Source organism: Microbulbifer sp. ABF4_143 (genome assembly GCF_056160225.1).
The window spans coordinates 36829-63672 of sequence record NZ_JBSWWT010000015.1 but is presented as its reverse complement, the minus strand read 5'-3'; the positions used below and the strand labels follow the sequence as shown (position 1 = coordinate 63672).

The 26844-nt window shown below is 63.7% G+C and carries 22 protein-coding genes; 11 read left to right on the top strand and 11 right to left on the bottom strand.

Annotated features, from left to right (window positions below; translation table 11 throughout):
* Position 1: 1 nt before the first annotated feature.
* Complete coding sequence (locus tag ACXAF3_RS12925) at positions 2 to 472, bottom strand: Lrp/AsnC family transcriptional regulator (protein ID WP_475112761.1); 471 nt, start codon at positions 470 to 472, stop codon at positions 2 to 4.
* A 192-nt stretch (positions 473 to 664) separates the two neighbouring features.
* On the opposite strand from ACXAF3_RS12925, the gene ACXAF3_RS12920 reads away from it, so the two are divergent.
* The gene (locus tag ACXAF3_RS12920; RefSeq protein WP_475112723.1) at positions 665 to 2347 is read left to right on the top strand and encodes an aminotransferase class V-fold PLP-dependent enzyme; all 1683 of its coding nucleotides are present in this window, start codon (positions 665 to 667) and stop codon (positions 2345 to 2347) included.
* Between the two features lie 166 nt (positions 2348 to 2513).
* Here the strand turns inward: ACXAF3_RS12920 and ACXAF3_RS12915 are convergent, their stop codons facing one another.
* Together ACXAF3_RS12915 and ACXAF3_RS12910 are read right to left on the bottom strand one after the other, a co-directional pair.
* Entirely contained in the window at positions 2514 to 3440 is a 927-nt protein-coding gene (locus ACXAF3_RS12915; RefSeq protein WP_475112722.1) for a universal stress protein, read from the bottom strand.
* On the bottom strand, positions 3440 to 4942 hold the full coding sequence (locus tag ACXAF3_RS12910; RefSeq protein WP_475112721.1) for a SulP family inorganic anion transporter: 1503 nt from the start codon (positions 4940 to 4942) through the stop codon (positions 3440 to 3442). The genes ACXAF3_RS12915 and ACXAF3_RS12910 overlap by 1 nt, the downstream gene beginning before the upstream one ends.
* Positions 4943 to 5257: 315 nt before the next feature.
* Between ACXAF3_RS12910 and ACXAF3_RS12905 the strand changes: the two genes are divergently transcribed.
* The 7 genes from ACXAF3_RS12905 to ACXAF3_RS12875 all read left to right on the top strand — a co-directional run bounded on the left by ACXAF3_RS12905 (position 5258) and on the right by ACXAF3_RS12875 (position 13267).
* Entirely contained in the window at positions 5258 to 6538 is a 1281-nt protein-coding gene (locus ACXAF3_RS12905) for an efflux RND transporter periplasmic adaptor subunit (protein ID WP_475112720.1), read from the top strand.
* 199 nt (positions 6539 to 6737) lie between these two features.
* Positions 6738 to 7436, top strand: a complete 699-nt coding sequence (locus tag ACXAF3_RS12900) for an ABC transporter ATP-binding protein (protein WP_475112719.1) — start codon at positions 6738 to 6740, stop codon at positions 7434 to 7436.
* A gap of 10 nt (positions 7437 to 7446) precedes the next feature.
* Entirely contained in the window at positions 7447 to 8772 is a 1326-nt protein-coding gene (locus tag ACXAF3_RS12895) for an ABC transporter permease (protein WP_475112718.1), read from the top strand.
* Positions 8773 to 8782: 10 nt separating this feature from the next.
* Positions 8783 to 9988: an ABC transporter permease gene (locus ACXAF3_RS12890; protein WP_475112717.1), complete on the top strand. Its 1206-nt coding sequence runs from the start codon at positions 8783 to 8785 to the stop codon at positions 9986 to 9988.
* Positions 9989 to 10151: 163 nt separating this feature from the next.
* Positions 10152 to 11501 carry a sigma-54-dependent transcriptional regulator gene (locus ACXAF3_RS12885; RefSeq protein ID WP_475112716.1) on the top strand — a complete coding sequence of 450 codons (1350 nt, stop codon included), beginning with the start codon at positions 10152 to 10154 and terminating at the stop codon, positions 11499 to 11501.
* Positions 11501 to 12826: a sensor histidine kinase gene (locus ACXAF3_RS12880; protein WP_475112715.1), complete on the top strand. Its 1326-nt coding sequence runs from the start codon at positions 11501 to 11503 to the stop codon at positions 12824 to 12826. The genes ACXAF3_RS12885 and ACXAF3_RS12880 overlap by 1 nt, the downstream gene beginning before the upstream one ends.
* Before the next feature lie 168 nt (positions 12827 to 12994).
* Complete coding sequence (locus tag ACXAF3_RS12875) at positions 12995 to 13267, top strand: high-potential iron-sulfur protein (protein WP_475112714.1); 273 nt, start codon at positions 12995 to 12997, stop codon at positions 13265 to 13267.
* A 12-nt stretch (positions 13268 to 13279) separates the two neighbouring features.
* Here ACXAF3_RS12875 and ACXAF3_RS12870 read toward each other — a convergent pair whose 3' ends face one another.
* On the bottom strand, positions 13280 to 14233 hold the full coding sequence (locus ACXAF3_RS12870) for an AraC family transcriptional regulator (RefSeq protein ID WP_475112713.1): 954 nt from the start codon (positions 14231 to 14233) through the stop codon (positions 13280 to 13282).
* Between the two features lie 379 nt (positions 14234 to 14612).
* Here ACXAF3_RS12870 and ACXAF3_RS12865 point away from each other — a divergent pair, with 379 nt between their 5' ends.
* The 3 genes from ACXAF3_RS12865 to tmpT all read left to right on the top strand — a co-directional run bounded on the left by ACXAF3_RS12865 (position 14613) and on the right by tmpT (position 19791).
* A complete protein-coding gene (locus ACXAF3_RS12865) occupies positions 14613 to 15755 on the top strand; it encodes an efflux RND transporter periplasmic adaptor subunit (protein ID WP_475112712.1) in 1143 nt (380 codons plus the stop codon).
* A gap of 159 nt (positions 15756 to 15914) precedes the next feature.
* Positions 15915 to 19103 carry an efflux RND transporter permease subunit gene (locus tag ACXAF3_RS12860; RefSeq protein WP_475112711.1) on the top strand — a complete coding sequence of 1063 codons (3189 nt, stop codon included), beginning with the start codon at positions 15915 to 15917 and terminating at the stop codon, positions 19101 to 19103.
* 55 nt (positions 19104 to 19158) lie between these two features.
* Positions 19159 to 19791, top strand: coding sequence for a thiopurine S-methyltransferase (tmpT, locus tag ACXAF3_RS12855; protein ID WP_475112710.1), 633 nt, complete (start codon positions 19159 to 19161; stop codon positions 19789 to 19791).
* A gap of 10 nt (positions 19792 to 19801) precedes the next feature.
* Here the strand turns inward: tmpT and ACXAF3_RS12850 are convergent, their stop codons facing one another.
* The 7 genes from ACXAF3_RS12850 to aceE form a co-directional block, all read right to left on the bottom strand.
* Positions 19802 to 20143, bottom strand: a complete 342-nt coding sequence (locus ACXAF3_RS12850) for a hypothetical protein (protein WP_475112709.1) — start codon at positions 20141 to 20143, stop codon at positions 19802 to 19804.
* A 25-nt stretch (positions 20144 to 20168) separates the two neighbouring features.
* Complete coding sequence (locus ACXAF3_RS12845; protein WP_475112708.1) at positions 20169 to 20795, bottom strand: carbonic anhydrase; 627 nt, start codon at positions 20793 to 20795, stop codon at positions 20169 to 20171.
* Positions 20796 to 20938: 143 nt separating this feature from the next.
* A complete protein-coding gene (locus ACXAF3_RS12840; RefSeq protein ID WP_475112707.1) occupies positions 20939 to 21250 on the bottom strand; it encodes a hypothetical protein in 312 nt (103 codons plus the stop codon).
* The gene (locus tag ACXAF3_RS12835; protein WP_475112706.1) at positions 21240 to 21530 is read right to left on the bottom strand and encodes a hypothetical protein; all 291 of its coding nucleotides are present in this window, start codon (positions 21528 to 21530) and stop codon (positions 21240 to 21242) included. The genes ACXAF3_RS12840 and ACXAF3_RS12835 overlap by 11 nt, the downstream gene beginning before the upstream one ends.
* Positions 21531 to 21597: 67 nt before the next feature.
* The gene (locus ACXAF3_RS12830) at positions 21598 to 21867 is read right to left on the bottom strand and encodes a hypothetical protein (protein WP_475112705.1); all 270 of its coding nucleotides are present in this window, start codon (positions 21865 to 21867) and stop codon (positions 21598 to 21600) included.
* A gap of 170 nt (positions 21868 to 22037) precedes the next feature.
* Positions 22038 to 23678: a dihydrolipoyllysine-residue acetyltransferase gene (aceF, locus tag ACXAF3_RS12825; RefSeq protein ID WP_475112704.1), complete on the bottom strand. Its 1641-nt coding sequence runs from the start codon at positions 23676 to 23678 to the stop codon at positions 22038 to 22040.
* A 17-nt stretch (positions 23679 to 23695) separates the two neighbouring features.
* The gene (gene aceE / locus ACXAF3_RS12820) at positions 23696 to 26365 is read right to left on the bottom strand and encodes a pyruvate dehydrogenase (acetyl-transferring), homodimeric type (RefSeq protein ID WP_475112703.1); all 2670 of its coding nucleotides are present in this window, start codon (positions 26363 to 26365) and stop codon (positions 23696 to 23698) included.
* Between the last annotated feature and the right edge of the window lie 479 nt (positions 26366 to 26844).

The following is a 26844-nucleotide window of genomic DNA, read 5'->3' as shown; positions in this document are numbered from 1 at the left end:
TTCAGCCGCCGGAGATATAGTTCAGCGGCAGTCGTGTGGTCTGCTTCATCGTCTCCATCACGAAGCTGGAGCTGACGTCGAACAGGTCCGCCTTGATCAGCTCCTTGTACAGGCGGTCGTAGCCGGGCATATCCGTCACCACCGCCTTGACCAGGTAATCCAGGTCGCCGCTCATGCGGTGCACTTCCAGCACTTCCGCGATACCCTGCACCACCCGCCCGAACTGCGCCGCCCACCTGTCGTTGTGCTGGTTGGTGCGGATCGCGATATAGACCGTCAGCGGCAGGTTGACCTTGTCCTGGTTCAGCAGTGTCACCCGCTCCCGGATCACCCCCGCCTCCTCCAGCTTGTGGATGCGCCGCCAGCAGGCGGATTTAGAGATACCGACCCGCTCGGCGATATCGCCGACCGACAGGGTCGCGTCCCGCTGCAACAGGTCCAGAATCTGCCGGTCCTGCCGGCCTATCTTCACCGCCAACTGATCCCCCCGACCCGCCGGGTCCGATATCGTCTCTATTAATTCAACTTTGCCGGCACATTGTCTCGAATTTTTCGAAAAGATGAAACGTCAAACCGAAAAAAGCAACCAGATCGGTCCAGGAAGAGACATTGTTTCACCCCTATCCTCTTATAGTCACCGCTTCGTCTTTCTGCGGGAACCGGCATGAACTCACTGATCACAGCCATTCGCGATGCCGTTATCGGCGATCTGCAGCCGATACAGACCCCCTTCGGTACCAAGCCGCTGGTCTACGCCGACTACACTGCGTCCGGGCGCGCACTGAGCTTTATCGAGGACTATATCCGCGAGCGGGTGCTGCCCTACTACGCCAACACCCACACCGAGACCTCCTACACCGGCGCCCAGACCACGGCGCTGCGCGAGGAGGCGCGCGACGAGATCCGCCACGCCGTCAATGCGGGGCCGGAGGACCGGGTGATCTTCTGCGGCTCCGGCGCCACCGCGGCCATCCACAAGCTGATCGATATCCTCAACCTGCGCCTGCCCGCAGACCTGAACCAGCGCTACCGGCTGCTGGAAAATATTCCGCCCGGCGAGCGGCCGGTGGTCTTTATCGGCCCCTACGAGCACCACTCCAACGAACTGCCGTGGCGGGAGAGCATCGCCGAGGTGGTGTGTATCCCGCTGGACGAAAACGGCACCCTCGACCTGCGGGCACTGGAAACCCGACTGCGCGCCTACGCCGGGCGCCCGCTGAAGATCGGCAGCTTCTCCGCCGCCTCCAACGTGACCGGCGTAAAAACCGATGTGGACGCCACCGCGCGGCTGCTGCACCGCCACGGCGCCCTGTCCTTCTGGGACTACGCCGCGGCCGCCCCCTATGTGGGCATCGATATGCACGGCGCGCAGACCGCCGACGGCGACAGCAGCAAGGACGCGGTGTTTATCTCCCCGCACAAGTTTATCGGCGGTCCCGGCACACCGGGGGTGCTGGTCGTCAAGCAGCGCCTGCTGAGCAACTCGGTTCCGGCCGTGCCCGGTGGCGGCACGGTGCTCTACGTGACGCCGGAGGATCACCGCTACCTGAGCGACGCGGAGCGCAGCGAGGAGGGCGGCACCCCGGCCATCGTCGAATCCATCCGCGCAGGCCTGGTGTTCAAGCTGCAGCGGGCGGTGGGTACAGAGGAGATAGAGCGGCGCGAAACGGCGCTGGTGCAGCGCGCACTGGCGCGCTGGTCCGAGTGCGAGAACATCGAGATCCTCGGCAACCCCAGGGCGCCGCGGCTGTCCATCACCTCGCTGCGTATCAAATGGCGCGGCAGGGACCTGCACTACGGCTTCGTCGTCGCACTGCTGAACGACCTCTTCGGTATCCAGGCCCGCGGCGGCTGCTCCTGCGCCGGCCCCTACGGCCACCGCTTGCTGGGCATGGACATGGGCTACAGCAAGGCGCTGGAGGCGCAGCTGCTCGAAGGGCATATGGTGCTGCGCCCGGGCTGGGTGCGCCTGAACCTGAATTACTTTATCGACGAGGACACCCTCGAGTACCTGGTGCGGGCAATTGAGCTGGTGGCGGAACACGGCTGGAGGCTGCTGCCCTACTACCGCTTCGACGCCGAACACGGCGTCTGGCGCTACCAGGACACCCGCACCCGCCCCGCCGCCAGCCTCGCGGAAATCGATTTCGAGCGGCTGGCCGCGGCGCCGCGACAGGCCCCGGCGCCGGAAAAATTCTGCCTGCGCGAACAACTGGCCCTGGCGGAGCGGGAGCTGCGCCGCGAGCGGCGCGAGGGTATCCGCTACAGCCTGGAACTGCCCGCCGAGGTGGAGCGGCTGCGCTGGTTCGTGCTGCCGCAGGAGGTGTCGGACGCAGAGGGGCTGTAGCGTGGTCACCGAACCCTTGGCCCCGGGGCGGTGAGCGCGGCGGACCGCTCCTGCCTCCCGCGGGCCATGGCCGCGATTCCGGCGATGGGGCTTGCCGGCGGGCGAATAGCTTCGGGCTTACCGCTTTCCGCCCACCCGCAAGCGGGCGCCTGCGGATTCAATACGATTAGCGCAACAACAACAGCGGCTGCCGGGTGCTCAACAACATCTTCGCGGTAATACTGCCCATCAGCAGGTCGCGCAGGCGGTTGTGGCTGAAGGCGCCCATCACGGTCAGGTCTATACCGTGCTGTGCCTGATAGGCGGTCAGCGCCTCGACGGTGCGCCCCTCCAGGCGGCTCGCGGTTACCGCCAGGCCGGCGTCGTCCAGCGCCGCGCTGGCCTCCGCCAGCAGGCCCTCGGCGACCTCCGCTGAACCCACGTGGACCAGGTGACAGGACAGATTGCGGAAGAGCGGGCTCTCGGACACCAGCGCCAGCGCCTTGCGCGCGGCCTCGCTGCCGTCGTAGGCGAGCATGATGCGGCCCGGCGGCTGGAAATCCCGGTTGACCACCAGGATGGGCCTGTGCAGCGAGCGCACCACCGTCTCCAGCTGCGCGCCCAGTCCGCGCTCGGCACCGCCGTGTTCCTCGCCGCGGATGCCGAGCACCAGCACGCGGATACTGTCTTCCAGTTCGACCACCGACTCGCTCAGGGTGTCGTGGCGCTGGCAGGTGATGACCTGCTGCACCCCGGCCTGCTCGGCGCGCTCCCGCGCCGCCTGCAGCATCAGCTTGCCCTGCTGCACCATCAGGCGCGAGCGTTGCTGCTCCAGCGCGGTCAGCTCCTCGAGCAGCTCCTCCTGGCTACCGAGGCCGATACTGCCGGTCAGGTCCGCCACCGCCGGCACATTGCCGCGCTCGATATTGTGCAGCAGTTTCAGCGGCGCCCCGATACTGGCCGCTATCCAGGCCGCGTAGTCGCACACGGCGCCCGTATACTGTGAGCCGTCGATACAGGAAAGCACCACTGGATCCTGGGCCCGCTGGCTGTGTCCGTTGACTTCTTTATTGTTCATGCTGTTATTGTTATCGGCACTACTGTTGACGGTCATCAATGTCCTCCCAGGACCCTCTCTATCTCTTCCGGCTTGTCGTGCACGCCGAAGCGGTCGACGATGGTCTCGCTGGCCTCATTCAATCCGATCAGCTCCACCTGGGCGCCCTCGCGGCGGAATTTCACCACTGCCTTGTCCAGCGCGTGCACCGCGGAAATATCCCAGAAGTGGGCGCGGCTCAGGTCGATCACCACCTTGTCCACCACTTCCTTGAAATCGAACGCGTCCACGAACTTGTCGGCGGAATTGAAGAACACCTGCCCCACCACCCGGTAAGTGCGGCAGCCCGCCGCCTCGTCCAACTCGCTGGCCACATACATAAAGTGGCTCACCTTGTTGGCGAAAAACAGCGATGCCAGCAGCACGCCGACAAATACACCATAGGCCAGGTTGTGGGTCCACACTACCACGATTACCGTGGCCAGCATCACCAGATTGGTGGACAGCGGATAGCGCTTCAGGTTGCGGATGGATTCCCAGTTGAAGGTGCCGATGGACACCATGATCATCACCGCCACCAGCGCGGCCATCGGGATCACCGCCACCCAGTCGCTGAGGAAGACCACCAGCGTCAGCAGGCCGACACCGGCCACCAGGGTGGACAGGCGCCCGCGGCCGCCGGATTTCACGTTGATCACCGACTGGCCGATCATCGCACAGCCGGCCATGCCGCCCATCAGGCCGGTGGCGATATTGGCGATACCCTGGCCCTTGCACTCGCGGTTCTTGTCACTGGGCGTATCGGTCAGGTCGTCGACGATGGTGGCCGTCATCAGGGATTCCAGCAGGCCCACCACCGCCAGGCCGGCGGAATAGGGGAAGATGATCTGCAGCGTCTCGAAATTCAGCGGCACATCCGGCCACAGGAACACCGGCAGCGTGTCCGGCAGCTCGCCCATATCGCCGACGGTGCGGATATCCAGCCCCAGGGTCACCGCCACCGCGGTCAGCAGCAGTATGCACACCAGCGGCGACGGCACCACCCTGCCGATCACCGGGATGTGCGGGAACAGGTAGATGATGCCGAGGCCGGCGGCGGTCATCGCGTAGACATGCCAGGTCACATCGGTGAGTTCCGGCAGCTGCGCCAGGAAGATCAGTATCGCCAGCGCATTCACGAAACCGGCCACCACCGCCCGCGAGACGAAACTCATCAGGCTGCCCAACTTCAGGTAGCCGGCCACAATCTGCAGCACCCCGGTCAGCAGCGTCGCCGCCAGCAGGTACTGCAGGCCGTGCTCCTTCACCAGCGTCACCATCAGCAGCGCCATGGCGCCGGTGGCCGCGGAGATCATGCCCGGGCGGCCGCCGACGAAGGCGATCACCACCGCGATACAGAAGGAGGCGTAGAGGCCGACCCGCGGGTCCACCCCGGCGATAATCGAGAAGGCGATGGCCTCGGGGATCAGCGCCAGTGCCACCACCAGGCCCGCGAGCACATCGCGGCGGATATTGCCGAACCAGTCGGCCTTGGTTGAGGACAGGATCGAAGGAAGCATAGGAAACAACAGTCGGAGTTGGTCAAAAAAAGGCCGCGCACTCTACCACAAATGATGCTCACTGTCCGGCCGCCACCCGCCGGACAGCGGACACCCGGAGCGGACACCCGGCCGCTCGCGCGCCGGCCGAAAAACCCCAAAAATGCCTTGTATTTCAAGTGGTTAAAAGAGCCTGCAAAACTGGCACGGCCCTTGCCCTCCACAGTCCCAAGCGGGGAAAGCACAGCGGCGCCCCTGCATCCAGATTCGGCCTGCGCGCGTCAGATTCCCTGTCGGCGCGCCGCACACCGGAAAGATAAGAGACGGAAAACGGCAATGATCAGAGACACCTCCGGACAGGACGTACGAATCGCCGCTGCGCCGGCGTGGAAGAACCCCAAAATACTGAAGGCCGGTGCCGCCGCGCTCCTCGCCGTCGCCTTCCTCGGCTGGGGCGCCAGCGCCTGGCGCGCCAGCGGCTCGGTGGACGGCACCCTGTCCCTGACGCGCATCAATATCGCCGAAGTACAGCGCGGCGACCTGGTGCGCGACCTGGTGGTCCAGGGCAAGGTGGTGGCCGCCAACAGCCCCACCCTGTACAGCCCCGCCCAGGGTATCGTCAAGTTCGCGGTCCAGGCCGGTGACACGGTCACCCGGGGGCAACTGCTGGCGGAGGTGGACAGCCCGGAAGTGTCCAATCAGCTGGCCCAGGAAAAGGCCCTGCTGAACAAGCTCTCGGTGGAACTGCAGCGGCAGAAGATCCAGGCCAAGCGCCAGCAGCTGGAAAACCGCCAGAAGGCGGATCTGGCCAAGGTCAACCTGACCGCCGCCCAGCGCGAGCTGAAGCGCGCCGAACTGTCCATGCAGAAACAGATCATCTCACGCCTCGATTTCGAAAAGGCCAGCGACGACCTGGCGCGCGCCCAACTGGAATACCAACAGGCGGTGCAGAACGCCGAGCTGGAAAAGGAATCCCTCGCCTTCGAGACCCGGACTCTGGAACTGCAGGTCTCCCAGCAGAAGCTGCAGGTGCAGGAGCTGGAGCGCCGGGTGCGCGACCTGAAAATCCTGTCGCCGCTGGACGGCACCATCGGCAGCCTCGCCGTGGCCCAGCGCAGCGCCGTGGCCGCCAATGTGCCGCTGATCACCGTGGTGGACCTGACCAGTTTCGAACTGGAGGCCGCGGTGCCGGAAAACTACGCCGACGACCTGGGCCTGAATATGGCGGTGGAGATCAACCTCAGCGGCAAAAAGCTGCCCGGTGAGATCACCGCGATATCCCCGGAAGTGATCGACAACCAGGTGCAGGCCCGCGTGCGTTTCACCGACGGCCAGCCGCAGAAGCTGCGCCAGAACCTGCGCCTGACCGCGCGCATACTGCTGGAGAACCGCGAGAACGTGATGCTGGTCAAGCGCGGCGCCTTCCTCGACCAGGGCGGCGGCCGCTATGTGTTCCGCCTGAACGGCGATGCGCAGGCGGAGCGGGTCCCCATCCAGATAGGCGCCCTGGGCCTGAACCAGGTGGAAATCGTCTCCGGCCTCGATGTGGGGGACCAGATCATCGTCTCCGCCGCCGAGGAGTTGGAGAAGGCGCAGCTGGTCGCACTGAAGGAATAAAAACGAAATAGCCCAAAGTTTGATGTGAAGGTTCCGATGCCGGTAAGCGTTTGCGGGACCTTTCACGGCCATGGATGGCCGCGGAGAGCGTACAGGGAAGTATTTACAGCGTGTCCCGCAAACGCTTACCGGCAGCGGGACCGCCACCGAAATCAGAATCAAGGCACCGAGAAATCAGAACTAACGACAGGGAAACCCCATGCTGAAAATGCACAATATCCGCAAAAGCTACCGCACCGACGCCATAGAAACCCACGCGCTGCGCGATTTCAGCCTGGAGGTGTCCGAGGGGGAATTCGTATCGGTCACCGGCCCCAGCGGTTCCGGCAAGACCACCTTCCTGAATATCGCCGGCCTGCTGGAAACCCCCACCGGCGGCCAGTACCTGCTCGACGGCGAGGACGTCAGCGGCCTCAACGACCGGGCGCGCTCGCGCCTGCGCAACGAGAAGATCGGCTTTATCTTCCAGGGCTTCAACCTGATCCCGGACCTGAATCTGTTCGACAATATCGACGTGCCGCTGCGCTACCGCGGCTTCAACGCCAAGGAGCGCAAGAAGCGTATCGAGAAGGTATTGGAACAGGTCGGTCTGTCGGCGCGCGCCAGGCATCTGCCGGCGCAGCTGTCCGGCGGCCAGCAGCAGCGCGTCGCCATCGCCCGCGCGCTGGCCGGCGAACCGCGCTTCCTGCTCGCGGATGAACCCACCGGCAACCTGGACTCGCTGATGGCGCGCCAGGTGATGGAACTGCTGGAATTTATCAACGAGTGGGGCACCACCATCGTCATGGTCACCCACGATCCGGACCTGGCGCGGCGCGCACACCGCAATATCCAGATTGTCGACGGACAGGTTGCCGATCTGCACCGAAGTGCCACCGCAGAAGCCGCAACCGCCTGAGGAAAAAATAATGCTTGGCTACTATATCTCCCTGGCGATGCGCAGCCTGCGCGGCACGCCGATATTGAGCGCGCTGATGGTCGCCGCCATCGCCGTCGGCGTCGGCGCATCCATGACGGTGCTGACCGTCAACTATATGATGTCCCAGAACGCCCTGTCCCATAAGGACGAAGTGCTCTACGCGGTGCAGCTGGACGGCTGGGATCCCAACGCCTCCTACCAGGGCGACAGCAACCTCACACGCATGCCCTGGGAACTGACCTACCGGGACGCCCAGGCACTGCTGCGCTCGGACATTCCCAGCCGCCAGGTGGCCATGCACCGCTGGGGTGCCACGGTAACCGTCGACGACTCGGAACTGCGCCCGTTTATCGGCGAGACTCGGGTCACGACGCGGGATTTCTTTGCGCTGTTCGATGTGAATTTTCTGTACGGCGCCACCTGGGAGAAAAGCGCCGATCACAATCCCGTGCAACAGGTAGTCCTCACCCGCAAGACCAACGAGAAACTGTTTGGCGGTGAGGACAGCGTTGGCAAGTCGATCAACCTGGACGGGCACCCATTTACCGTCATCGGCGTTATCGAAGACTGGAACCCGGTGCCCAAGGTACACGACCTGAACAATGGCGCCTTCAATGACTCGGAAGCGCTTTATATCCCCTTCGGGCTGCACCGCAAGCTGGAGATCTACAGCTGGGGCAATACCAACGCCTGGAAGCACGAGGGAGATCTGGAGGGTTTCGAGGGCTTCCTGCAGAGCGAGAGCGTCTGGATCCAATACTGGGTGGAATTGGAAACCGATGAGCAGAAACAGCGCTACGAGAATTTCCTGAGCGGCTATATCCAGGAACAGAAGGCCCAGGGGCGCTTCGAACGCCCGCTCAAGTTCGGCCTTACCCGGCCGTCGGAGTGGCTGGTGGTCAACCAGGTACTGCGCGACGACAACCGCGTACTCGGCTGGCTGTCGCTGGCATTCCTGCTGGTGTGCGTGGTCAACGCGGTCGCGCTGCTGCTGGCCAAGTTCCTGCGCAAGGCACCGGAGGCGGGTGTGCGCCGCGCACTGGGCGCGAGCCGCAACGCGATATTTACCCAACACCTGATAGAGAGTGCCTGTATCGGCATTATCGGCGGTCTGATCGGCATACTGCTCAGCATGATCGGACTGGCCGCGGTGAAAAGTCTCGCCATGGGCTTCGCCGATCGCATCGCCCATATGGACTGGGTGATGATGTTTTCGGCCATCGGCCTGGCAGTCGTCGCCAGCCTGCTGGCAGGCCTCTACCCGGCCTGGCGTATCAGCCGCACCAACCCGTCGATCTATCTGAAAACCCAGTGAGGACAGCGCCATGTTTGAATTGAAACCCATGTTGTCCGCCCTTTGGCGCAACAAAATGGCGGCGCTGCTGATCGCGGTGCAGCTGGCACTGACCCTGGCCATCGTCGGCAATGCCAGCATTATTGTCGGCGACCGTCAGGACAAGATTGCGCGCCCGACCGGCATGCCTGTGGAGGACCTTATCGCGGCCACCTACTTCCCGACCCGCTCGGATGCCGACATCCCCGCCATGGCGAGCGCAGACCTGGACATGCTGCGCACTCTTCCCGGCGTCGTGAATGCCGTGCACACCAACCATATCCCGCTGTCCGGTTCCGGCTCGGCGAACGACTTCTACCGCGAGCCCAACCAGCAGATAGACGACGAGGTTGCGAATATCTATTTCACCGGGCCGGAATTCATCGAGACGCTGGGACTGGAACTGATCGCGGGCCGGAGCTTCACGCACGGCGATATGGAGGTACGCGACCCGAACGTACAGTACAGGCCCAAGGTCACCATAGTCACCAGACAGTTTGCCGAAAAGCTGTTTCCGGAAGGAGACGCACTGGGTAAATTTATTTATACCGGCGGCGACAATCCGATAGAAATCATCGGTATCATAGATCGTCACCTGGGCGCCTGGGTGGGCTGGTCCCGGGCGGGCAACGTGGCCTTCTACCCCGCCATGTCTTCCTTCACTTTCGGCCGCCACCTGATTCGCGCAGAACCGGGCCAAAGAGACCGGGTACTCAAACTGGTCGAGGAAAAACTTGCACAGAGGGATCCCAACCGGGTCATCGATATCAAGCCTCTCTCGGACTATATGGCCGAGAGCTACGCAACGGACAATCTGATGGTCAAGGTACTCTCCGTGGTCATCGTGATGCTGACCTTTATCATCGCGCTGGGTATCGTCGGCCTGACCTTCTTCTGGATCAACCAGCGCCGCAAGCAGATCGGCGTGCGCCGCGCCCTGGGCGCCACCCGCGCGAATATCAGCCGCTACTTCCTGCTGGAAAACCTGCTGATTGCCGGCACCGGCATCGCCATCGGCATGGCCGCGGCACAGATAGGCAACCACTTTATGGTCGCCAACTATCACCAGCCGGCGCTGTCGTTGCCCGTGATGCTGGTCTGCGCGTTAATGCTGCTCGGCGTCAGCTTGGCGGCGGCACTGGTTCCGGCAATGCGCGCGGCAAATATCTCGCCGGCTACGGCCACGCGCAGCGTTTGATTTCAATGAAGGCGGGTCAAGGAGCCGCTTTCTTGTTTATTCGCACATGGTGTACGAGCGGCTCTTGGCCGCGATCGATATCCGGGTAAACTGGAAGTCTGATCGCGACCAGAGGCCGCTCCTACGATGGACAGCTAGAGAGCCAGGTAAAAAGCAGGGAAAGATGGACAAGGTACTGATTATCGACGACAACCAGGGCATCATCTCCGCCCTGGAACTACTGCTGTCCCTGCACCAGATAGAAACCGTCAGCGCGATCACGCCACAGGCCGGCCTGCAGCTGCTGCGCGAGCACCCGGATATCAGCCTGGTCATCCAGGATATGAACTTCACCGCAGACACCACCTCCGGCGAGGAGGGCCGCGAGCTGTTCTTCGCCATTCGGGACATCAAGCCGGATCTGCCGGTGATTCTGCTGACCGCCTGGACCCAGCTGGAAATGGCCGTGGAGCTGGTCAAGGCCGGCGCGGCCGACTATATCGGCAAACCCTGGGACGACAACAAGCTGATTTCGACGGTCAACAACCTGCTCGAGCTGAGCGAGCTACAGGAGCAGCAGCGCAAAACCCAACAGCAGGCGCTGCAGGCACGCCAGCAGTTGAATGAGGATTTCGACCTGCAGGGCATCGTCTACCGCAGCGACGCCATGCAGAAGCTGCTGGAAATGGCCACCCAGGTGGCCAGGTCCGAAGTGCCGCTGCTGATCACCGGCCCCAACGGCGCCGGCAAGGAGAAGATCGCCGATATAGTACAGGCCAACTCGCCGCTCAGGGACGGCCCCTATATCAAGGTCAATGTCGGCGCGCTGCCGGAAGAGCTGATGGAGGCGGAGCTGTTCGGCGCCGAGCCGGGGGCCTATACCGGTGCCGGCAATCGCGCGCGCCAGGGCCGCTTCGAGGCCGCCGACGGCGGCACCCTGTTCCTGGACGAGATAGGCGAGCTGTCCGCCAGCGGCCAGGTAAAACTGCTGCGGGTACTGCAGACCGGCGAGTTCCAGCGTCTCGGCAGCAGCCAGACACGCAAGGTCAGGGTGCGCGTCATCAGCGCCACCAACAGCGACCTGCCGCGGCAGATTGCCGAGGGGAATTTTCGCCAGGACCTCTTCTATCGCCTGAATGTAATCGAACTGCGGCTGCCACCGCTGTGCGACAGGCCGGAAGACATACTGCCGCTGGCGCGCGCATTCCTTGCCAACGGCGGCGGCAAACAGCTGTCGCCCCAGGCGCAGTCGGCGCTGATGCGCTATCGCTGGCCGGGCAATGTGCGCGAGCTGCAGAACACCATGCAACGGGCATCCGTGTTGAGTCAGTCGCAAACCATCGAAGAGGAAACCCTGGCTCTGCCGGCGCAACAGCTGGCCGACAAGGTGGAGGTCAGTTTCGAGCCCAGCCGCGAGCTGCTTGAGCAGACGCTGGCCAGCTGCAACGGCGTTATCGCCCAGGCCGCGCGGGAACTGGGCATGAGCCGGCAGGCGCTGTACCGCCGCCTGGATAAATACGGGATTCCCTATTGATGCCCGCGCCTACGTCACTGGAAGGGCGAATTGCTGCCATCTCCATTGCCGCCGTCACTGTCGGCACCAGTATTCCGTTTGCCCTGCTGTTTTTCGGTTTCGATCCCGGCCTCGCCTGGGTTTCGGGGATTCTGCTCGCACTGCTGGCCGTACTCTTCTCACTGCGCTTCGTAACCGGACCGCTGACCCGCCACCTGGACGCACTCGAGGGCGGCCTGCTGAATTTCCGCGACGGCGACTTTTCCATCTCGCTCGCGGTCGAGCGCAGTGACCAGCTGGGGCAGCTGGCCAGGCTGTACAACGAGGTGGGCGAAATACTGCGCCGCGAGCGCGCGCATATTTATCAGCGTGAACTGCTGCTGGATACGGTGATCCAGAGTTCTCCCCAGGCCCTGCTGCTGATGGATCAGGGCGAACACATCATCTACGCCAACAGCAGCGCGCGGCACCTGCTGAACGGCGGCAAACCTATTCAAGGCCTGACGCTGGAACGGCTGCTGCCGCGCTGCCCGCAGGAACTGGCCGACGCCATTTCCACGGGCGAAGACGGCCTGTTCAGCTACAGCGATAGCGACAGCACCCAGACAATCCATATCGGCAACAGCACCTTTGTGCTCAATGCACAGCGGCACCGGCTGATCGTTATCCGAGAAATGACCCGCGAGCTGACCCGCGCCGAGGTCCAGGTGTGGAAAAAAGTCATTCGCCTGATCAGCCACGAGCTGAACAACTCTCTGGCCCCGATATCCTCGATGGCTCACAGCGGCAAACTGCTGATTCAGCAGCCGGATAAGTTCCAGTCACTGGAAAAGGTGTTCGATATTATCGCCGAGCGCTGCCGCCACCTGACCGAATTCACGCAGGGCTACGCGCGCTTCGCGAAACTGCCGGCGCCCAGTTGCGAAACCGTGCAGTGGCAGCAGTTGATCGATCGTATAGCGCCACTGCACCAGTTCACGCTACAGGACAACCTGCCCAGCCGCCCCGGTTATTTCGACCCGGTGCAGATGGAGCAGGCACTGCTGAACCTGTTCAAGAATGCCGCCGAGGCCGGCAGCGATCCCGAGTATACGCAGCTGCAGATCCGCGCGGATGCCCGCGGCCAGGAGCTCGTGGTACGCGATCGCGGCTGCGGCATGAGCGATAAGGTGCTGCAACAGGCCCTGCTGCCTTTCTATTCCACCAAACCCCAGGGCGCAGGTCTCGGCCTGGCGCTGTGCCGCGAGATAGTCGACGCCCACGGCGGACGTATTCAGCTGCACAACCGCGCCGGCGGGGGCCTGCAGATCAGTATCCAACTTCCCTGGCCGGATACTGTCGAATAATATCGCTGCAATTGCCGCCGCCAATCGGGATAGTCCGCGCGGTTGCGGGCGCGGCTGTTAGCACGACCGATTATCAATCTCATCTCGATCCGAAAGGCCGGCAAAGCCACATTCCCGGGCTAGTCTGAATATCAGAGACGATTTTCAACCCGATGAGGTAAATCGGCCATGAGCGAGCGAAATCAGGACATGACGCGGCGGAGATTTCTCAAGCTGTCCGCCGCGACACTGACACTGCCGGCGGCAACGCTGATCGCAAGCGACCGCGCCAGTGCGCAGGGCAAGGCGAAGCAAGAGGCGGTGCAGTATCAGGACACCCCCAAGAACGGGCAGAAGTGTGTGGACTGCGTGCTCTTCGAGCCGCCCGAGGGCTGCAAGGTCGTCGAGGGCAAAATCAGCCCGGAGGGCTGGTGCAGCCTGTTTGCGCCCAAGCCGTCGTAAGCGCTCAGGAATTCACGCCGGCACCCGCAATTCGCCGCGCAGCTTGTTCACATCCGCCCGCGGCGGCGCGCCAAACATGCGGCTGTACTCGCGGCTGAAGTGGGACGGGCTCTCGTAGCCGACCCGGTAGCTGGCGGAAGCCGCCTCCAGCCCCTCGGCCAGCATCAGCCGCCGCGCCTCGTGCAGGCGCAGCCGCTTCTGGAACTGCAGCGGCGACATGCGCGTGACCTGCTTGAAGCTGTGGTACAGGGACGACTCGCTCATATTGGCCTGCTCGGCCAGATCGCGCACCCGCAACGGCTCGGCGAAGCGGTCCTTGAGCAGCGCGATCACCCGCGAGATGCGGTTGGCCTGGCTGTCCGCCACCGCGAATTTGCGCATGCGCGCGCCCATATCTCCCATCAGCGCGCGGTAGATGATTTCCCGCCGTGCCAGCGGCGCCAGTATCGCTGCGTCCGCCGGGCTGTCCAGCAGCCCCACCAGGCGGCTGACCGCATCCAGCATGCCCAGATCCATCTGCGCCACACAGAGGCCGCAGTTGATCTCCGGGCAGTCGAACTCCGCCTCCAGCTCCGGCGCCTTGTCGCCCAGCTCCAGCACCAGGTCGGTCACCTCCTGCGGGTCGACAATCAACTTCACCGCCAGAAACGGCTGTTCCGGCGAGGCCTCCTTTACTTCCCCCAGCACCGGCAGGTGCACCGACGACGCCAGGTAACTGAGGGCACCGTAGGAGATCTCCTTGTCCCCCAGTTGCAGCGTCTTGCTGCCCTGCACGATAAAGCCGAGGGAGGGCTCGTATACCGTTGAGACACAACTGGTTGCCTCGTCGGAGCGGATCAGAGCGACGCCCTCGAGGGCGGACTCCTGCAACCCCTGCTCCGGCGCCCAGCGCAGTATCTTGCGCGCGAGCTTGACCCGCGCCGCCTCCAGCTCCCGCGCGGCGGAATGCTTGTGCTCTATCGACATAGTCTCCCCTCCCGACCCGGCAGTCAGCGGGCCGATTCAATCTGACTTGGCCCAGTATACGGAGCTTTAGGCAAGGCGCTTAGACTTTTGCAGAATTAGGCAATCACCGAGCAGTAATAAGCAACCCGCCCCCTACCGATGTCTGCTGACACTTCCTGACAAGGCCTTCAGCTAGCATAAAAACTTGCATTAGCGGCAAACCCCGCGGCGAGGCCGAAGGCGCGACCACTCAGTGCCAGCCCGATCCAAGCAGAATTAGGCAATCAGCCGGCAGTAACCGGATACCGCCAGGCCACCGCGCACCGCTATGGTTTGCAGCCGTCGGAGGCCGTGCCTCCGACATTTTCGACTCTGCCGTATCTGAGGGAGTAATGACGCAATGGCGAGAAAACCGAAATTATCACTGCTCGGCCTGCTGGCGCTGGTGTTGGCAGGATGCGGCGCCGGTGAGCCGGACGGCCGGCAGGCGCCGCCCGCGATAGTGGAAGTGGCGCAAGTGACCGCCCGGCCGGCCACACTCTGGAGCGACTTTACCGGCCGCGTGGCCGCACCGGAAACCGTGGAGCTGCGCCCGCGGGTCAGCGGCTATATCGAAGAGGTCTCCTTCAGCGAGGGCGAACTGGTCAAGCGCGGCGATGTGCTCTTCACGATAGACCCGCGCCCCTACCGCGCCCGCGAGCGCGCGGCCATGGCTGAGCTGGCCCGCGCCCGCAGCCAGCTGACCCTGAGCGAGAGCCGGGCGGAGCGCGCCAGGCAGCTACTGGGCAACCGCGCGATATCCCGCGAGGAGTACGACCAGCGCGTGGCCGCGCGGGATTCCGACCGCGCCGCGGTCAGCGCCGCCGAGGCCGCGCTGGAAAATGCGCGCCTGGATCTGCAGTACACAGTGATCAGAGCGCCGATCGACGGCCGCGCCGGTCGCGCGCTCGTCACCCGCGGCAACCTCGCCAGCGCCGACCGGACGCTGCTGACCACGCTGGTTTCCGTGGACCCTATGTACGTCTATTTCGAGAGCGACCAGCAGACTTTCGTCGGCAGCCGCACCTTCTTTACCCCCGAGCAGCGCCCGCAGGTGCGCATCGGCCTGGCCGGTGAAGAGGGCTACCCGCATACCGGCGAGCTGGATTTTATCGACAACCAGTTGAACAGCCACACCGGCACCATCCAGTTCCGCGCGGTGGTCGCGAACCCTGACGGCACCTTCAAGCCGGGACAGTTTGCGCGGGTGGAAATGCCCACCGAACAGTTGGAGCGGGCGCTGCTGGTGGACAGCCGGGCGCTATTGACGGACCAGGACCGCCGCTACGTGTATGTGGTGAACGAGCAGAATGTCACCGAGCGCCGCGATGTGGTAACCGGACCGCAGCAGGACGAGCTGGTGGTGATCCGCAGCGGTTTGCAGGCCGGCGAGCGGGTGGTGGTCAACGGACTGCAGAAAATCTTTTTCCCCGGTATGCCGGTGCAGCCGGAGCTGGTACAGATGCGCGGGGCGGATTCGACACGGCAGATTGCCAGCCGCTGATCCGCAATTGCTTCCCCCTGTAGGAGCGGCCCATGGCCGCGATCGAACTATATCGTTTACCCGTATTCCGATCGCGGCCATGGGCCGCTCCTACAAAGCATTTATTGAATTTCGAATTTTTTGCTGTGGTTTCCGAAGCCGCACACGGGGTAACTCTGTATGAATTTTTCCCGCTTCTTTGTCGACAGGCCCATCTTCGCCTCGGTGCTGTCGATCATCATCTTCGTCGTCGGCTTGATCAGCATTCCGGTGCTGCCGGTCAGCGAATATCCGGAGGTGGTGCCGCCCAGCGTCGCCGTGACCGCGCGCTACCCGGGCGCCAACCCTAAGACGATTTCCGAAACCGTCGCCACGCCGCTGGAGGAGGCCATCAACGGCGTGGAGAATATGATCTATATGAAATCCGTTGCCGGCAGTGACGGCACATTGTCGCTGACGGTGACCTTCAAGCTGGGTACCGATCCGGATCAGGCCCAGGTGCAGGTGCAGAACCGCGTATCCCAGGCGCTGCCGCGGTTGCCGGAAGATGTGCGCCGCCAGGGGGTCACCACCCAGAAGCAGTCGCCCAACCTGATGATGGCTGTGCACCTGCTTTCGCCGGACGACCGCTTCGATGCCACCTATATCCGCAACTACGCGGTGCTGCACATCCGCGACGAACTGGCGCGCATCCCCGGCGTCGGCCAGGCGGGCCTGTTCGGCGCCGGCGATTACGCCATGCGCCTGTGGGTGGACCCGCAGAAGGCCGCCGCCCTCGGCATCGCAGCATCGGATATCGTCAACGCTGTGCGCGAACAGAATGTGCAGGTATCCGCCGGTCAGATAGGCGCCCAGCCGATGCCGGGGGAAAACGACTTTTTGATCTCCATCAACGCCAAGGGCCGCTTGGCCAGCGCCGGGGAGTTCGGCGATGTGGTGCTGAAAACCGGCAGCGACGGCGAGATCACCCGCCTTCGGGATGTCGCGCGTATCGAGCTGGCCGCATCCGAGGACACGCTGCGCGCACTGCTGAACGGCCGCCAGGCGGTGGCGCTGCCGATCTTCCAGGCCCCGGGCTCCAACTCACTGGAAGTCTCGCAGGCGGTGCGCGAGAAGATGGCCGAACTGGACGATCACTTCCCCGAGGGGCTGGAGTGGGAGATCGCCTACGACCCGACGGTGTTCGTCAGTACCTCCATCAAGGCGGTGATCAAAACCCTGCTGGAGGCGGTGCTGCTGGTGGTGCTGGTGGTGATCCTCTTCCTGCAGACCTGGCGCGCATCGCTGATTCCGCTGCTGGCGGTGCCGGTTTCCATTGTCGGCACCTTTGCGGTGCTGCACGCAATGGGCTTTTCGATCAACACCCTGACCCTGTTCGGCATGGTGCTGGCGATCGGTATCGTCGTGGACGATGCGATCGTGGTAGTGGAAAACGTCGAGCGCAATATCGAGGAGGGCCTGAGCCCGCTGGCCGCCGCCCACCAGGCGATGCGCGAAGTGAGCGGACCGATTGTCGCCATCAGCCTGGTGCTCTGCGCCGTGTTCGTGCCCATGGCCTTCCTGGACGGCATCACCGGCCAGTTCTACCGCCAGTTCGCGATGACCATCGCCATCGCGACGGTGATCTCCGCGGTCAACTCGCTGACACTGTCGCCGGCGCTGTCTGCGGCGCTGCTGAAACCCCACGGCAGCCAGCCGGATATGCCCGCGCGGATTATCGAGCGGCTGTTCGGCTGGATATTCCGCCCGTTCAACCGCTTCTTCAACAAAAATGCAGAGCGCTACCAGGGCCTTGTCGGCCGCAGCCTGAAGCGCCGCGGTCTGGTATTCGCCGTCTACGCGGCGTTGCTGGCCGGCACGGTCTTTATGTTCAACCAGGTGCCGGGCGGATTTATTCCGACCCAGGACAAAACCTACCTGGTGGGCAGTATCCGCCTGCCGGAGGGCGCGTCGCTGGATCGCACCGAGGCGGTCGCACGCCGGGTCAGCGAACTGGCACTGGAGACCGAGGGCGTGTCCCACGCCGCCGCCTTTGTCGGCTTCAATGCGCTACAGGCCACCAATACGCCCAACGTCGGCACAGTGTTTGTTCTGTTCGACGATTTCAGCGAGCGCAACCGCAGCGCCGAGGAAATCGCCGCGGAGCTGAACGGCAAGCTGGCGCAGATCAAGGAGGGCTTTGCAGTCAGCTTTATGCCACCGCCGATTTTCGGTCTCGGCGCCGGTTCCGGCTATTCACTCTACATTCAGAATCGCCGCGGCGCTCAGGACCGCACCGGTGCCGGCTACGGCGAGCTGCAGACGGCCACCAATCAACTGGCCGGTGCGCTGAGCCAAACCCCGGGACTCAGCTATCCGTTCAGCTCCTACCAGGCCAATGTGCCGCAGCTGGACGCGGAGGTGGACCGGCTGCAGGCCAAGGCCCAGGGTGTGCGCCTGGACGAGCTGTTCGGCACGCTGCAGCTGTATTTCGGCTCCCTGTATATCAATGACTTCAACCTGTTCGGCCGCACCTACCGGGTCATGGCCCAGGCGGATGCGCCCTTCCGCGACGAGATAGCGGATATCGACCACCTCTACACCCGCAACAACCGCGGCGAGATGGTGCCGATCAACACCATGGTGCAGCTGAAGCAGAGCTACGGCCCGGACCCGGTAATCCGCTACAACGGCTACCCGGCCGCGGACCTGCTGGGTCAGTCGGACCCGACCATGCTGTCATCCGCCGAGGCCCTGGCCACGGTGGAGCGGGTCGCCGCGCAGACACTGCCGCCGGGTATGCAGATAGAGTGGACGGATCTCAGTTTCGAGCAGGTCAACCGCAGCAACGCCTCCATGCTGGTGTTCCCGCTGGCACTGCTGCTGGTATTCCTGGTACTGGCGGCCCTCTACGAGAGCTGGGTGCTGCCGTTGGCGGTGATCCTGATAGTGCCCATGTGTCTGCTCGCCGCGCTGTTCGGCGTCTGGATGACCGGCGGCGACAACAATGTGTTCGTGCAGGTGGGCCTGGTGGTGCTGATGGGGCTGGCGTGCAAGAACGCGATACTGATCGTGGAGTTCGCCCGCGAACTGGAAATCGAAAGAGGGCTGGATCCGGTGCGCGCCGCACTGGAGGCCTGCCGCCTGCGCCTGAGGCCGATTATCATGACCTCGGTGGCCTTTATCGCCGGCGTGGTGCCCCTGGTACTGGCCAGCGGCGCCGGCGCCGAGGTGCGCAACGCGATGGGTGTGACGGTATTTACCGGTATGATCGGCGTGACCCTGTTCGGCCTGCTGCTGACGCCGGTATTCTATGTGGCCCTGCGCAAGCTGTCGGCGCACGGCGCCCGCCCCGCCGCAGAGGCGCCGCGTCTGCAGCAGGCCGCATAGACCGCGAACGGCGGCACCCGGTGTGCCGCCACGGAAATTGGCTTGAGGAATCGATATGGATCCAGATTTTTGGCATCGCAAATGGGAGAAAAATGAAATCGCTTTCCACGAGCGGGAAGCCAACCCGATGCTGGTCAAGTATTTTAAGGCACTTTCCCTGGAGAAAGGCAGCCGCGTCTTTCTGCCGCTGTGCGGCAAGACCCTGGATATCGGCTGGCTGCTTGCCAGAGGCTATCGGGTCGCCGGTGCGGAACTGAGTGAGCTGGCCGTGCAGCAGCTGTTCGCCGAACTCGGCGTGGAGCCGGAGATTTCCGCCGCGGGCGAGTTCAATCACTACCGGGCGGAAGGTGTCGATATCTTTGCCGGCGATATATTTCACCTGAGCCCCGCACTGCTCGGCCGGGTGGATGCCATTTACGACCGGGCCGCACTGGTCGCCCTGCCGGAGGAAATGCGCCGCCGCTACACGACGCACCTGGTGGAACTTACGGACAGGGCACCGCAGCTGCTGATTACCTTCGAATACGATCAGGCACTGATGCCCGGGCCGCCCTTCTCGGTGGGCAGCGAAGAGGTCCGCCGACACTACGAACGGAACTACGATCTGACCCAACTGGCCAGCATCGACGTCTCCGGCGGGCTGAAGGGAAAATGTCCGGCGCAGGAAAATGTCTGGCTGTTGCGCTGAGACTCCCGCATCAACGGAGAAAGATCAGCGCGTACAGCCGGGTGACTACGGACAGCGGAATACACACGGCGATCACTATAAGCCCCAGTATTCCGCGCATCAGATCGCTGCCCTCTTCGTTCTTTTCGTCCTTGTCCGCCAGGTAGGCGTTGTAGCAGTGGTCCGGGCCGTCGATGGGCAGAAAGGTGAAATCGATAATCCGCTCCATCAACCGCCAGTAGGGCCGCAGCGGCGTCTCCTCGACCCGGGCGAAATAGCCGGTGCGCGCCGAGATGGTCGCATCCGGGTTGCCGCCGGCTATCGCATTGCCCAACTGGTCTATCGCAACCAGCACACCCTTCATCCAGCGCATTGCGGTTTCCCTCGTGTGGACGACATCAGGTGGCGGGCACGCCGTCGAAGAAATTCACCTCGCCGCTCTCGAGCGAGTACTCGGCACCGACGATCAGCAGATCCCCCTTCTGTACCAACTGTTCGAGTATCTGCGAGCCGTGGCGCAACTGGTTCGCGGACGCGCGGATGTTGGCGCGCACCGCACGCTCCGCCAGCTTCTCCGCGCCCTCCCCGCCGGCGGATTCCAGCAGCGGCTCCACCGCCGGGCGTATGCGGTCGACAATGGAACGCAGGTTCGGCGAGCGGCTCTCCTGCGGGCGCTCCAGCTCCTCGAGCGTGGCCTGTACCGCGCCGCAGTTGGAGTGCCCCAACACCACCACCAGCGGTGTGCCGAAGCGCTCGGCGGCGAACTCGATACTGCCGATCTGCGACGGCGCCACCACATTGCCGGCAACACGGATCACGAACAGGTCGCCGAGGCCCTGGTCGAAAATCAATTCCGCCGGTACGCGCGAATCGGAACAGCCGAGAATAATCGCAAAAGGTGCCTGGCCGGAGAGCAGTGACCTGCGCTTGCTCGCATCCATCCCGGCATTTTTGTCCCAATGGCCGGCCACAAAACGGCGATTGCCCTCCTGCAGGCGGCGCAGCGCTTCTGCCGCATCGATCATTGCTCCCCCAATTAACGGCTTGTCGACAAGATGAGTGAAGGGCAAGGATAACGGATTTCCGCTGCGGTCCGAAAGAAAGCGGCGTCGCAGTAGGGGAAAGGCGGCGGAGGCGGCTCAGGCCCAGGGGTGAGTGCGGCGGAGCGTCACTTGGACCATTCCGCCGCGCGCATACCGTAAGCGGGTTCCAGCGCGAATGGCGAATAGGGGCCGGCACACCAATCACCGGTGTCGAGCTGGTAACAGTGGATGCCTCGCTCGAGACACTGGCCCAGTCCGGCCGCGGGTGTATCGCCGGCGAGACAGTGGCGCGGGAATGCCGGCATCTGCTCTATGGGTATCGAACGGTGGGTGTAGACCTGCGGCGTGCCGCGCAGATCGTCCCAGAAACCGTCGAAACCGGCACAGCCACCGAGCAGCGCCGCGATGGACAGGGCGAAGGGAAGGTTACTTTTCATAGACGATGCACCGGCGGCCACCGGAAATGTCAAAACACTGGGCGGTGGGTGGACAGATGGAGCCCTCCGCCAGTTCCTCGGCATCGCCGGGGCAGGCGTCGTAACTGGTCTTGCGCGCGGCGGGTTGCGCCGGCGCCCGCTGCGCTTGCGGCGCCCGGTACTCGGCGGCGCGGGGGACCGGCGGGCTGTAGGGGTAGACCACCTCGTCGCGGGTGTCGGCGACACCGCAGCCGGCGAGCAGTATCGCGGTGGCGGAAATAGCTATCGCGTATCTGTGCATAGGGTTTGCCTCCTGTTGCCCCTCTCCCGGTGGGGAGAGGGGGCTGTCTGTTCACGCCCGCGCCCGGTCAGTACACCCGCATCACCGGGAAAAACCAGCAGGCGGAGCCCACCTTGCTCATTTCCGCCTCTACCGAGCAGTGCCGGCTGGCGGAGGGCGGTAACTGGGAGTTGGGCTGGTAGTGTCCGACTTCGACAAAGTCGGCACGGCGGCTGGCGTCATCGGGGTCGAAAAAGAACGGATCATCTCTGTCGCCGTTTTCCACCGGGAGAAAAATGCAACCTTGCATCGCCAGTGCCGCGGCCAGCGGCAGAGCGAATATCCCTATGCGCTTCATTTCCGAATACCTCTCGCTTTCAGAGCTGCGCTTACTATTTATACAACTTCAGTTTAGCTGGCGGGGGATTCGGCTTGCGGGAGTTGGGGGGATTTATGCGCGGAATTCGACGCGTGGTCGGTGGCCGGTGGAGCGTAAAGCCACCACCGGCCACCGGGGCGCGCGGCGCCCTACAGCAGCAGGCGGCGCACGTCGCCGAGGACGCTGACCAGATAGGTCATAAAGCGCCCGGCGTCACCGCCGTTGACGGCGCGGTGGTCGTAGGACAGCGCCAGCGGCAACATCTGCCGCGGCACGAACTCCGCGCCGTTCCACACCGGCTTCACCGCCAGCTTGGAGACGCCGAGGATGCCGACTTCCGGCGCGTTGACGATCGGCGTAAAGCCGGTGCCGCCGATGGCGCCGAGGCTGGAGATGGTGAAGCAGGCGCCCTGCATATCCTTGGGCAGCAGCTTGCCGTCGCGGGCCTTCAGCGCCAGCTCGGAGGCTTCCGCCGCCAGTTCGTAGAGGCCCTTCTTGTCCACGTCGCGGATCACCGGCACCATCAGGCCCTTGGGTGTATCCACCGCCATGCCGATATGCACATAGTCCTTGCGCACTATGTGCTCGCCGTCGTTGTGCAGCGACACATTGAAGCTGGGCTCGGCGCGCAGCGCGGCGGCGGCGGCCTTGAGCAGGAAGGGCACCGGCGTCAACTTCACGCCGCGCTTCTCCGCCTCCGCCTTCATGGACTTGCGGAATTCCTCCAGCTCGGTGATATCCGCATCGTCGAACTGGGTCACGTGGGGCACGTTGAGCCAGTTGCGCGCCATATTGGCGGCGGTGACCTTGTGGATCTTGCTCATCGGCTCGACTTTGACCGGGCCGAACTGGCTGAAGTCGATCTCTGGCATTTTGGCGATGCCGAGTCCGGCGCCGACGCCGACGGCGCCGCTCTCCGCCTTCTTCACCTGCTCCTTGATATAGGCGTGCAGGTCGTCCTTGGTGACGCGGCCGCGGGGGCCCGTGGGCTTGACCTTGCCCAGGGTCACGCCGAGCTCGCGCGCCAGCTTGCGCACCGCAGGGCCGGCGTAGACCTGTGCGGAGACGGTCAGATCGCGCTCCAGATGGTGATCTTTCTGCGGCGCGGCCGGCGGTTCGGCCGGAATCTGCGCTGCCGGCGCCGGCGCGGCCTCTTTCCGCGGCGCCGGCGGTTCTGCGGCCGGGGCAGCAGCGGCCGAGACCACCTTCAGCACGCCCAGGTCGTCGCCGGTGGAGACCTTGTCGCCCTCCTTGACCGCGATGGAGACCACGGTGCCGGCGCTCGGCGAGGGCACGTCCATGGACGCCTTGTCTCCCTCGACGACGATCAGCGAATCGCCCTCGGCCACTTCGTCGCCGGGCTGTACGCAGACCTCGATCACATCCACCGAGTCGGAACCGCCCAGATCCGGGATACTGATGCGCTCCTCTTTCTCTTCGCCGGCTTCGGCCGCGGGCGCCTCTGCGGCGGCCTCTTCAGCCGGGGCTGCGGCCGGCTTCTCCTCGACCTGCGCTTCCGCGGCTTCTTCCTCCGCGGCGCTTTCCGCAGCGGCCTCGGTTTCTATCTCGCCGATCACATCGCCCTCGGAGACCTTGTCACCCTCCTTGACGCTGATGCTGAGGATCTTGCCGGCAACCGGGGAAGGCACGTCCATCGAGGCCTTGTCGCCCTCGACGACGATCAGCGAATCCTCCTCCGCGACGGTATCGCCCACGGCGACGGTGATTTCGATTACGTCTACCTGATCGGCACCGCCGAGATCAGGCACTTTAATGACTTGTTTTGCCATATCGATTCTGCCCTTTCTTAGCTGATGCGCGGGTTGACTTTTTCCGGATCGATATTGAGCTTGACGATTGCGTCGCTCACTTCCTTCGCATCGATCACACCCTGTTTGGCCAGGCCGTTCAGCGCCGCGATCACCACATAGTTGCGGTCCACTTCGAAGAAGCGGCGCAGCTGCTCGCGGGTATCACTGCGGCCGAAGCCGTCGGTGCCGAGCACGGTCAGGTCGCCGTCGATAAATTCGCGCAGCGGCTCCACATAGGAGCGGATATAGTCGGTGGAGGCGATCACCGGGGACTCGTTGCCCTCGAACTGCTGGGTGATCCAGGCCTTGCGCGGCTTCTCGGTCGGGTGCAGCAGGTTCCATCGCGCCACATCCTGGCCCTCGCGCGCGGCCTCGACGCCGGAGGTCAGGTTCCAGACGTCGGAGGTCACACCGAACTGGTCGGCGAGGATATCCGCCGCCGCCAGCACCTCGCGCAGGATGGTGCCGCCGCCGATCAGCTGAACATGCTTCTTGGCCGCCTCGCCCTTGCCGCCCTTCTTGGCGTTGGACTGCAGCTTGTAGATGCCGCGGATAATGCCCTCTTCCACACCCTGGGGCATTTCCGGCTGCACGTAGTTCTCGTTCTCGATAGTGATGTAGTAGAAGACGTTCTTCTTCTCCTCGTACATCTCCTTCAGGCCGTGCTGGATGATCACCGCCAGCTCATAGCCGTAGGCCGGGTCGTAGCTCTTGCAGTTGGGGATGGTGGAGGCCAGCACGTGGCTGTGGCCGTCCTGGTGCTGCAGGCCCTCGCCGTTCAGGGTGGTGCGGCCGGCGGTGGCGCCGATCAGGAAGCCGCGCGCCTGCATGTCGCCGGCGGCCCAGGCCAGGTCGCCGATACGCTGGAAGCCGAACATCGAGTAGTAGATGTAGAAGGGCACCATCGGCACGCCGTGGTTGCTGTAGGCGGTGCCGAGCGCCATCCAGGCGGCCATGGCGCCGGCCTCGTTGATACCCTCTTCGAGGATCTGGCCCTTCTTGTCTTCCTTGTAATACATGATCTGGCCGTGATCCACCGGCGTGTACTTCTGCCCCTGGGAGGAGTAGATACCCAGCTGGCGGAACAGGCCCTCCATGCCGAAGGTGCGCGCCTCGTCGGGGACGATCGGCACCACGTTCTTGCCCATGTTCTTGTCCTTCACCAGCGCGGAGATGGCGCGCACGAAGGCCATGGTGGTGGAGATCTCGCGGTCGCCGGAGCCCTTGGTCAGGGCGCTGAAGGCGTCCAGGCCCGGCACCTTCAGCGCCGGGAAGTCGGTGCGGCGGGACGGCACCGGGCCGCCCAGGGCCTTGCGGCGCTCGGCCATATATTTCATTTCCGGGCTGTCCGGCGCCGGGCGGTAGTAGGGCACCTCCTCCAGTTCCTTGTCGGACAGCGGAATGCCGAAGCGGTCGCGGAAGCGTTTCAGCGCCTCCAGATCCAGCTTCTTCACCGAGTGGGTGTCCATCGCCGCCTCGCCGGCGGCACCCAGGCCGTAGCCCTTGACGGTCTGCGCCAGAATCACCGTGGGCTGGCCCTTGTGCGCCATGGCCTCGGCGTAGGCGGCGTAGACCTTGTAGGGGTCGTGGCCGCCGCGGTTCAACTTCATGATGTCTTCGTCGGAGAGGTCCTTGACCATCTCCAGCAGCTCCGGGTAGCGGCCGAAGAAGTGCTCGCGGGTGTAGGCGCCGCCGTTGGCCTTGAAATTCTGCATCTCGCCATCGACCACCTCGTCCATGACCTTCTGCAGCAGGCCCTTCTCATCCTTCTCGAACAGCGGATCCCACAGGCGGCCCCAGAGAACCTTGATCACGTTCCAGCCGGCGCCGCGGAAGACGCCTTCCAGCTCCTGCACGATTTTGCCGTTGCCGCGCACCGGACCGTCCAGGCGCTGCAGATTACAGTTGACCACGAACACCAGGTTCTCCAGCTGCTCGCGGCCAGCCAGGGAGATGGCGCCCAGGGTTTCCGGCTCGTCGCACTCGCCGTCGCCGAGGAAGGCCCACACCTTGCGGTCGCCCCGCGGCGACAGGCCGCGCGCGGACAGGTAGCGCATGATGTGCGCCTGGTAGATGGCCTGGATCGGACCCAGGCCCATGGAGACGGTGGGGAACTGCCAGTAGTCCGGCATCAGCCACGGGTGCGGATAAGAGGACAGGCCGTTGCCGTTCACCTCGCGGCGGAAGTTGTCCAACTGCTCCTCGTCGAAGCGGCCCTCGAGATAGGAGCGGGCGTAGATACCGGGGGAGCTGTGGCCCTGGAAGAAGATCAGGTCGCCCAGCTGCTCGCCCTCATTGCCGCGGAAGAAGTAGTTGAAGCCCACGTCGTAGAGAGTCGCGGCGGACGAGAAGCTGGAGATATGGCCGCCCAGGTTGTCGTTGTTCTGGTTGGCGCGCACCACCATCGCCAGCGCGTTCCAGCGGATCAGCGAACGGATGCGCCGCTCCATAAACAGATCGCCGGGCATGCGTTTCTCCGCGCTCGGCGGAATGGTGTTGCGGTACGGGGTGGTGATGGCCGCGGGCAGCTGCACGCCCACATCGGTGGCGCGGTCGGACAGCTGCTTGAGCAGGAAGGCCGCGCGCTCCTTGCCGCTGTAGCGGATCACCGCCTGCAGCGCGTCCAGCCACTCCTGCGTTTCCTGGTTATCGGTTTCTTCGTGCATCTAAATGCTCCTCGGCGAAATGAACGACGTCGAGTCGGTAGCTTCTTTTTGGCCCGAGCCGGGGATTCGCGGCGGCGCCGAGCCTTGCTTCGGCACTGATCCGCAGGGGCGGCATCGGGTCAGAATACTTTTTCTGGCGATCGGGCAAAGTACAGCGCGGGCGGAAAATTGCTTCTTTTTTTCAGCAATTCCGCCAATTCACCACCTTCGTTGGCGAAAATCAAAGTCGGGGAGAACCGATGAGCTGCTGCCGTGATTCTGTATCTGTGACTGTGAATTCTAGCCCGGGCGCGCCGACCGCCCTGGCGGCCGATCGGTCATCCCGGTCTCTAAGCGGGGGCGATTGTAGTATTACTACAAAATTTTTTCCAGATAGGACGATTAGTAACAATTAAAACCAGTTTGCAAAACAATTATTTGTCTATTTGCTATTTATACGGAAGATATTGCGGAAAAAGGCGGGAATTTAATTACAATAT

Coding starts and splice junctions, on each gene's coding strand:
- ACXAF3_RS12875 (WP_475112714.1), top strand. CDS start 12,995: ATGAGCGAGCGAAATCAGGACATGACGCGGCGGAGATTTCTCAAGCTG.
- ACXAF3_RS12915 (WP_475112722.1), bottom strand. CDS start 3,440: ATGACCGTCAACAGTAGTGCCGATAACAATAACAGCATGAACAATAAA.
- ACXAF3_RS12885 (WP_475112716.1), top strand. CDS start 10,152: ATGGACAAGGTACTGATTATCGACGACAACCAGGGCATCATCTCCGCC.
- ACXAF3_RS12840 (WP_475112707.1), bottom strand. CDS start 21,250: ATGAAAAGTAACCTTCCCTTCGCCCTGTCCATCGCGGCGCTGCTCGGT.
- ACXAF3_RS12835 (WP_475112706.1), bottom strand. CDS start 21,530: ATGCACAGATACGCGATAGCTATTTCCGCCACCGCGATACTGCTCGCC.
- ACXAF3_RS12880 (WP_475112715.1), top strand. CDS start 11,501: ATGCCCGCGCCTACGTCACTGGAAGGGCGAATTGCTGCCATCTCCATT.
- tmpT (WP_475112710.1), top strand. CDS start 19,159: ATGGATCCAGATTTTTGGCATCGCAAATGGGAGAAAAATGAAATCGCT.
- ACXAF3_RS12865 (WP_475112712.1), top strand. CDS start 14,613: ATGGCGAGAAAACCGAAATTATCACTGCTCGGCCTGCTGGCGCTGGTG.
- ACXAF3_RS12850 (WP_475112709.1), bottom strand. CDS start 20,143: ATGCGCTGGATGAAGGGTGTGCTGGTTGCGATAGACCAGTTGGGCAAT.
- ACXAF3_RS12905 (WP_475112720.1), top strand. CDS start 5,258: ATGATCAGAGACACCTCCGGACAGGACGTACGAATCGCCGCTGCGCCG.
- ACXAF3_RS12890 (WP_475112717.1), top strand. CDS start 8,783: ATGTTTGAATTGAAACCCATGTTGTCCGCCCTTTGGCGCAACAAAATG.
- ACXAF3_RS12920 (WP_475112723.1), top strand. CDS start 665: ATGAACTCACTGATCACAGCCATTCGCGATGCCGTTATCGGCGATCTG.
- ACXAF3_RS12870 (WP_475112713.1), bottom strand. CDS start 14,233: ATGTCGATAGAGCACAAGCATTCCGCCGCGCGGGAGCTGGAGGCGGCG.
- ACXAF3_RS12910 (WP_475112721.1), bottom strand. CDS start 4,942: ATGCTTCCTTCGATCCTGTCCTCAACCAAGGCCGACTGGTTCGGCAAT.
- ACXAF3_RS12830 (WP_475112705.1), bottom strand. CDS start 21,867: ATGAAGCGCATAGGGATATTCGCTCTGCCGCTGGCCGCGGCACTGGCG.
- aceE (WP_475112703.1), bottom strand. CDS start 26,365: ATGCACGAAGAAACCGATAACCAGGAAACGCAGGAGTGGCTGGACGCG.
- ACXAF3_RS12845 (WP_475112708.1), bottom strand. CDS start 20,795: ATGATCGATGCGGCAGAAGCGCTGCGCCGCCTGCAGGAGGGCAATCGC.
- ACXAF3_RS12860 (WP_475112711.1), top strand. CDS start 15,915: ATGAATTTTTCCCGCTTCTTTGTCGACAGGCCCATCTTCGCCTCGGTG.
- ACXAF3_RS12895 (WP_475112718.1), top strand. CDS start 7,447: ATGCTTGGCTACTATATCTCCCTGGCGATGCGCAGCCTGCGCGGCACG.
- ACXAF3_RS12900 (WP_475112719.1), top strand. CDS start 6,738: ATGCTGAAAATGCACAATATCCGCAAAAGCTACCGCACCGACGCCATA.
- aceF (WP_475112704.1), bottom strand. CDS start 23,678: ATGGCAAAACAAGTCATTAAAGTGCCTGATCTCGGCGGTGCCGATCAG.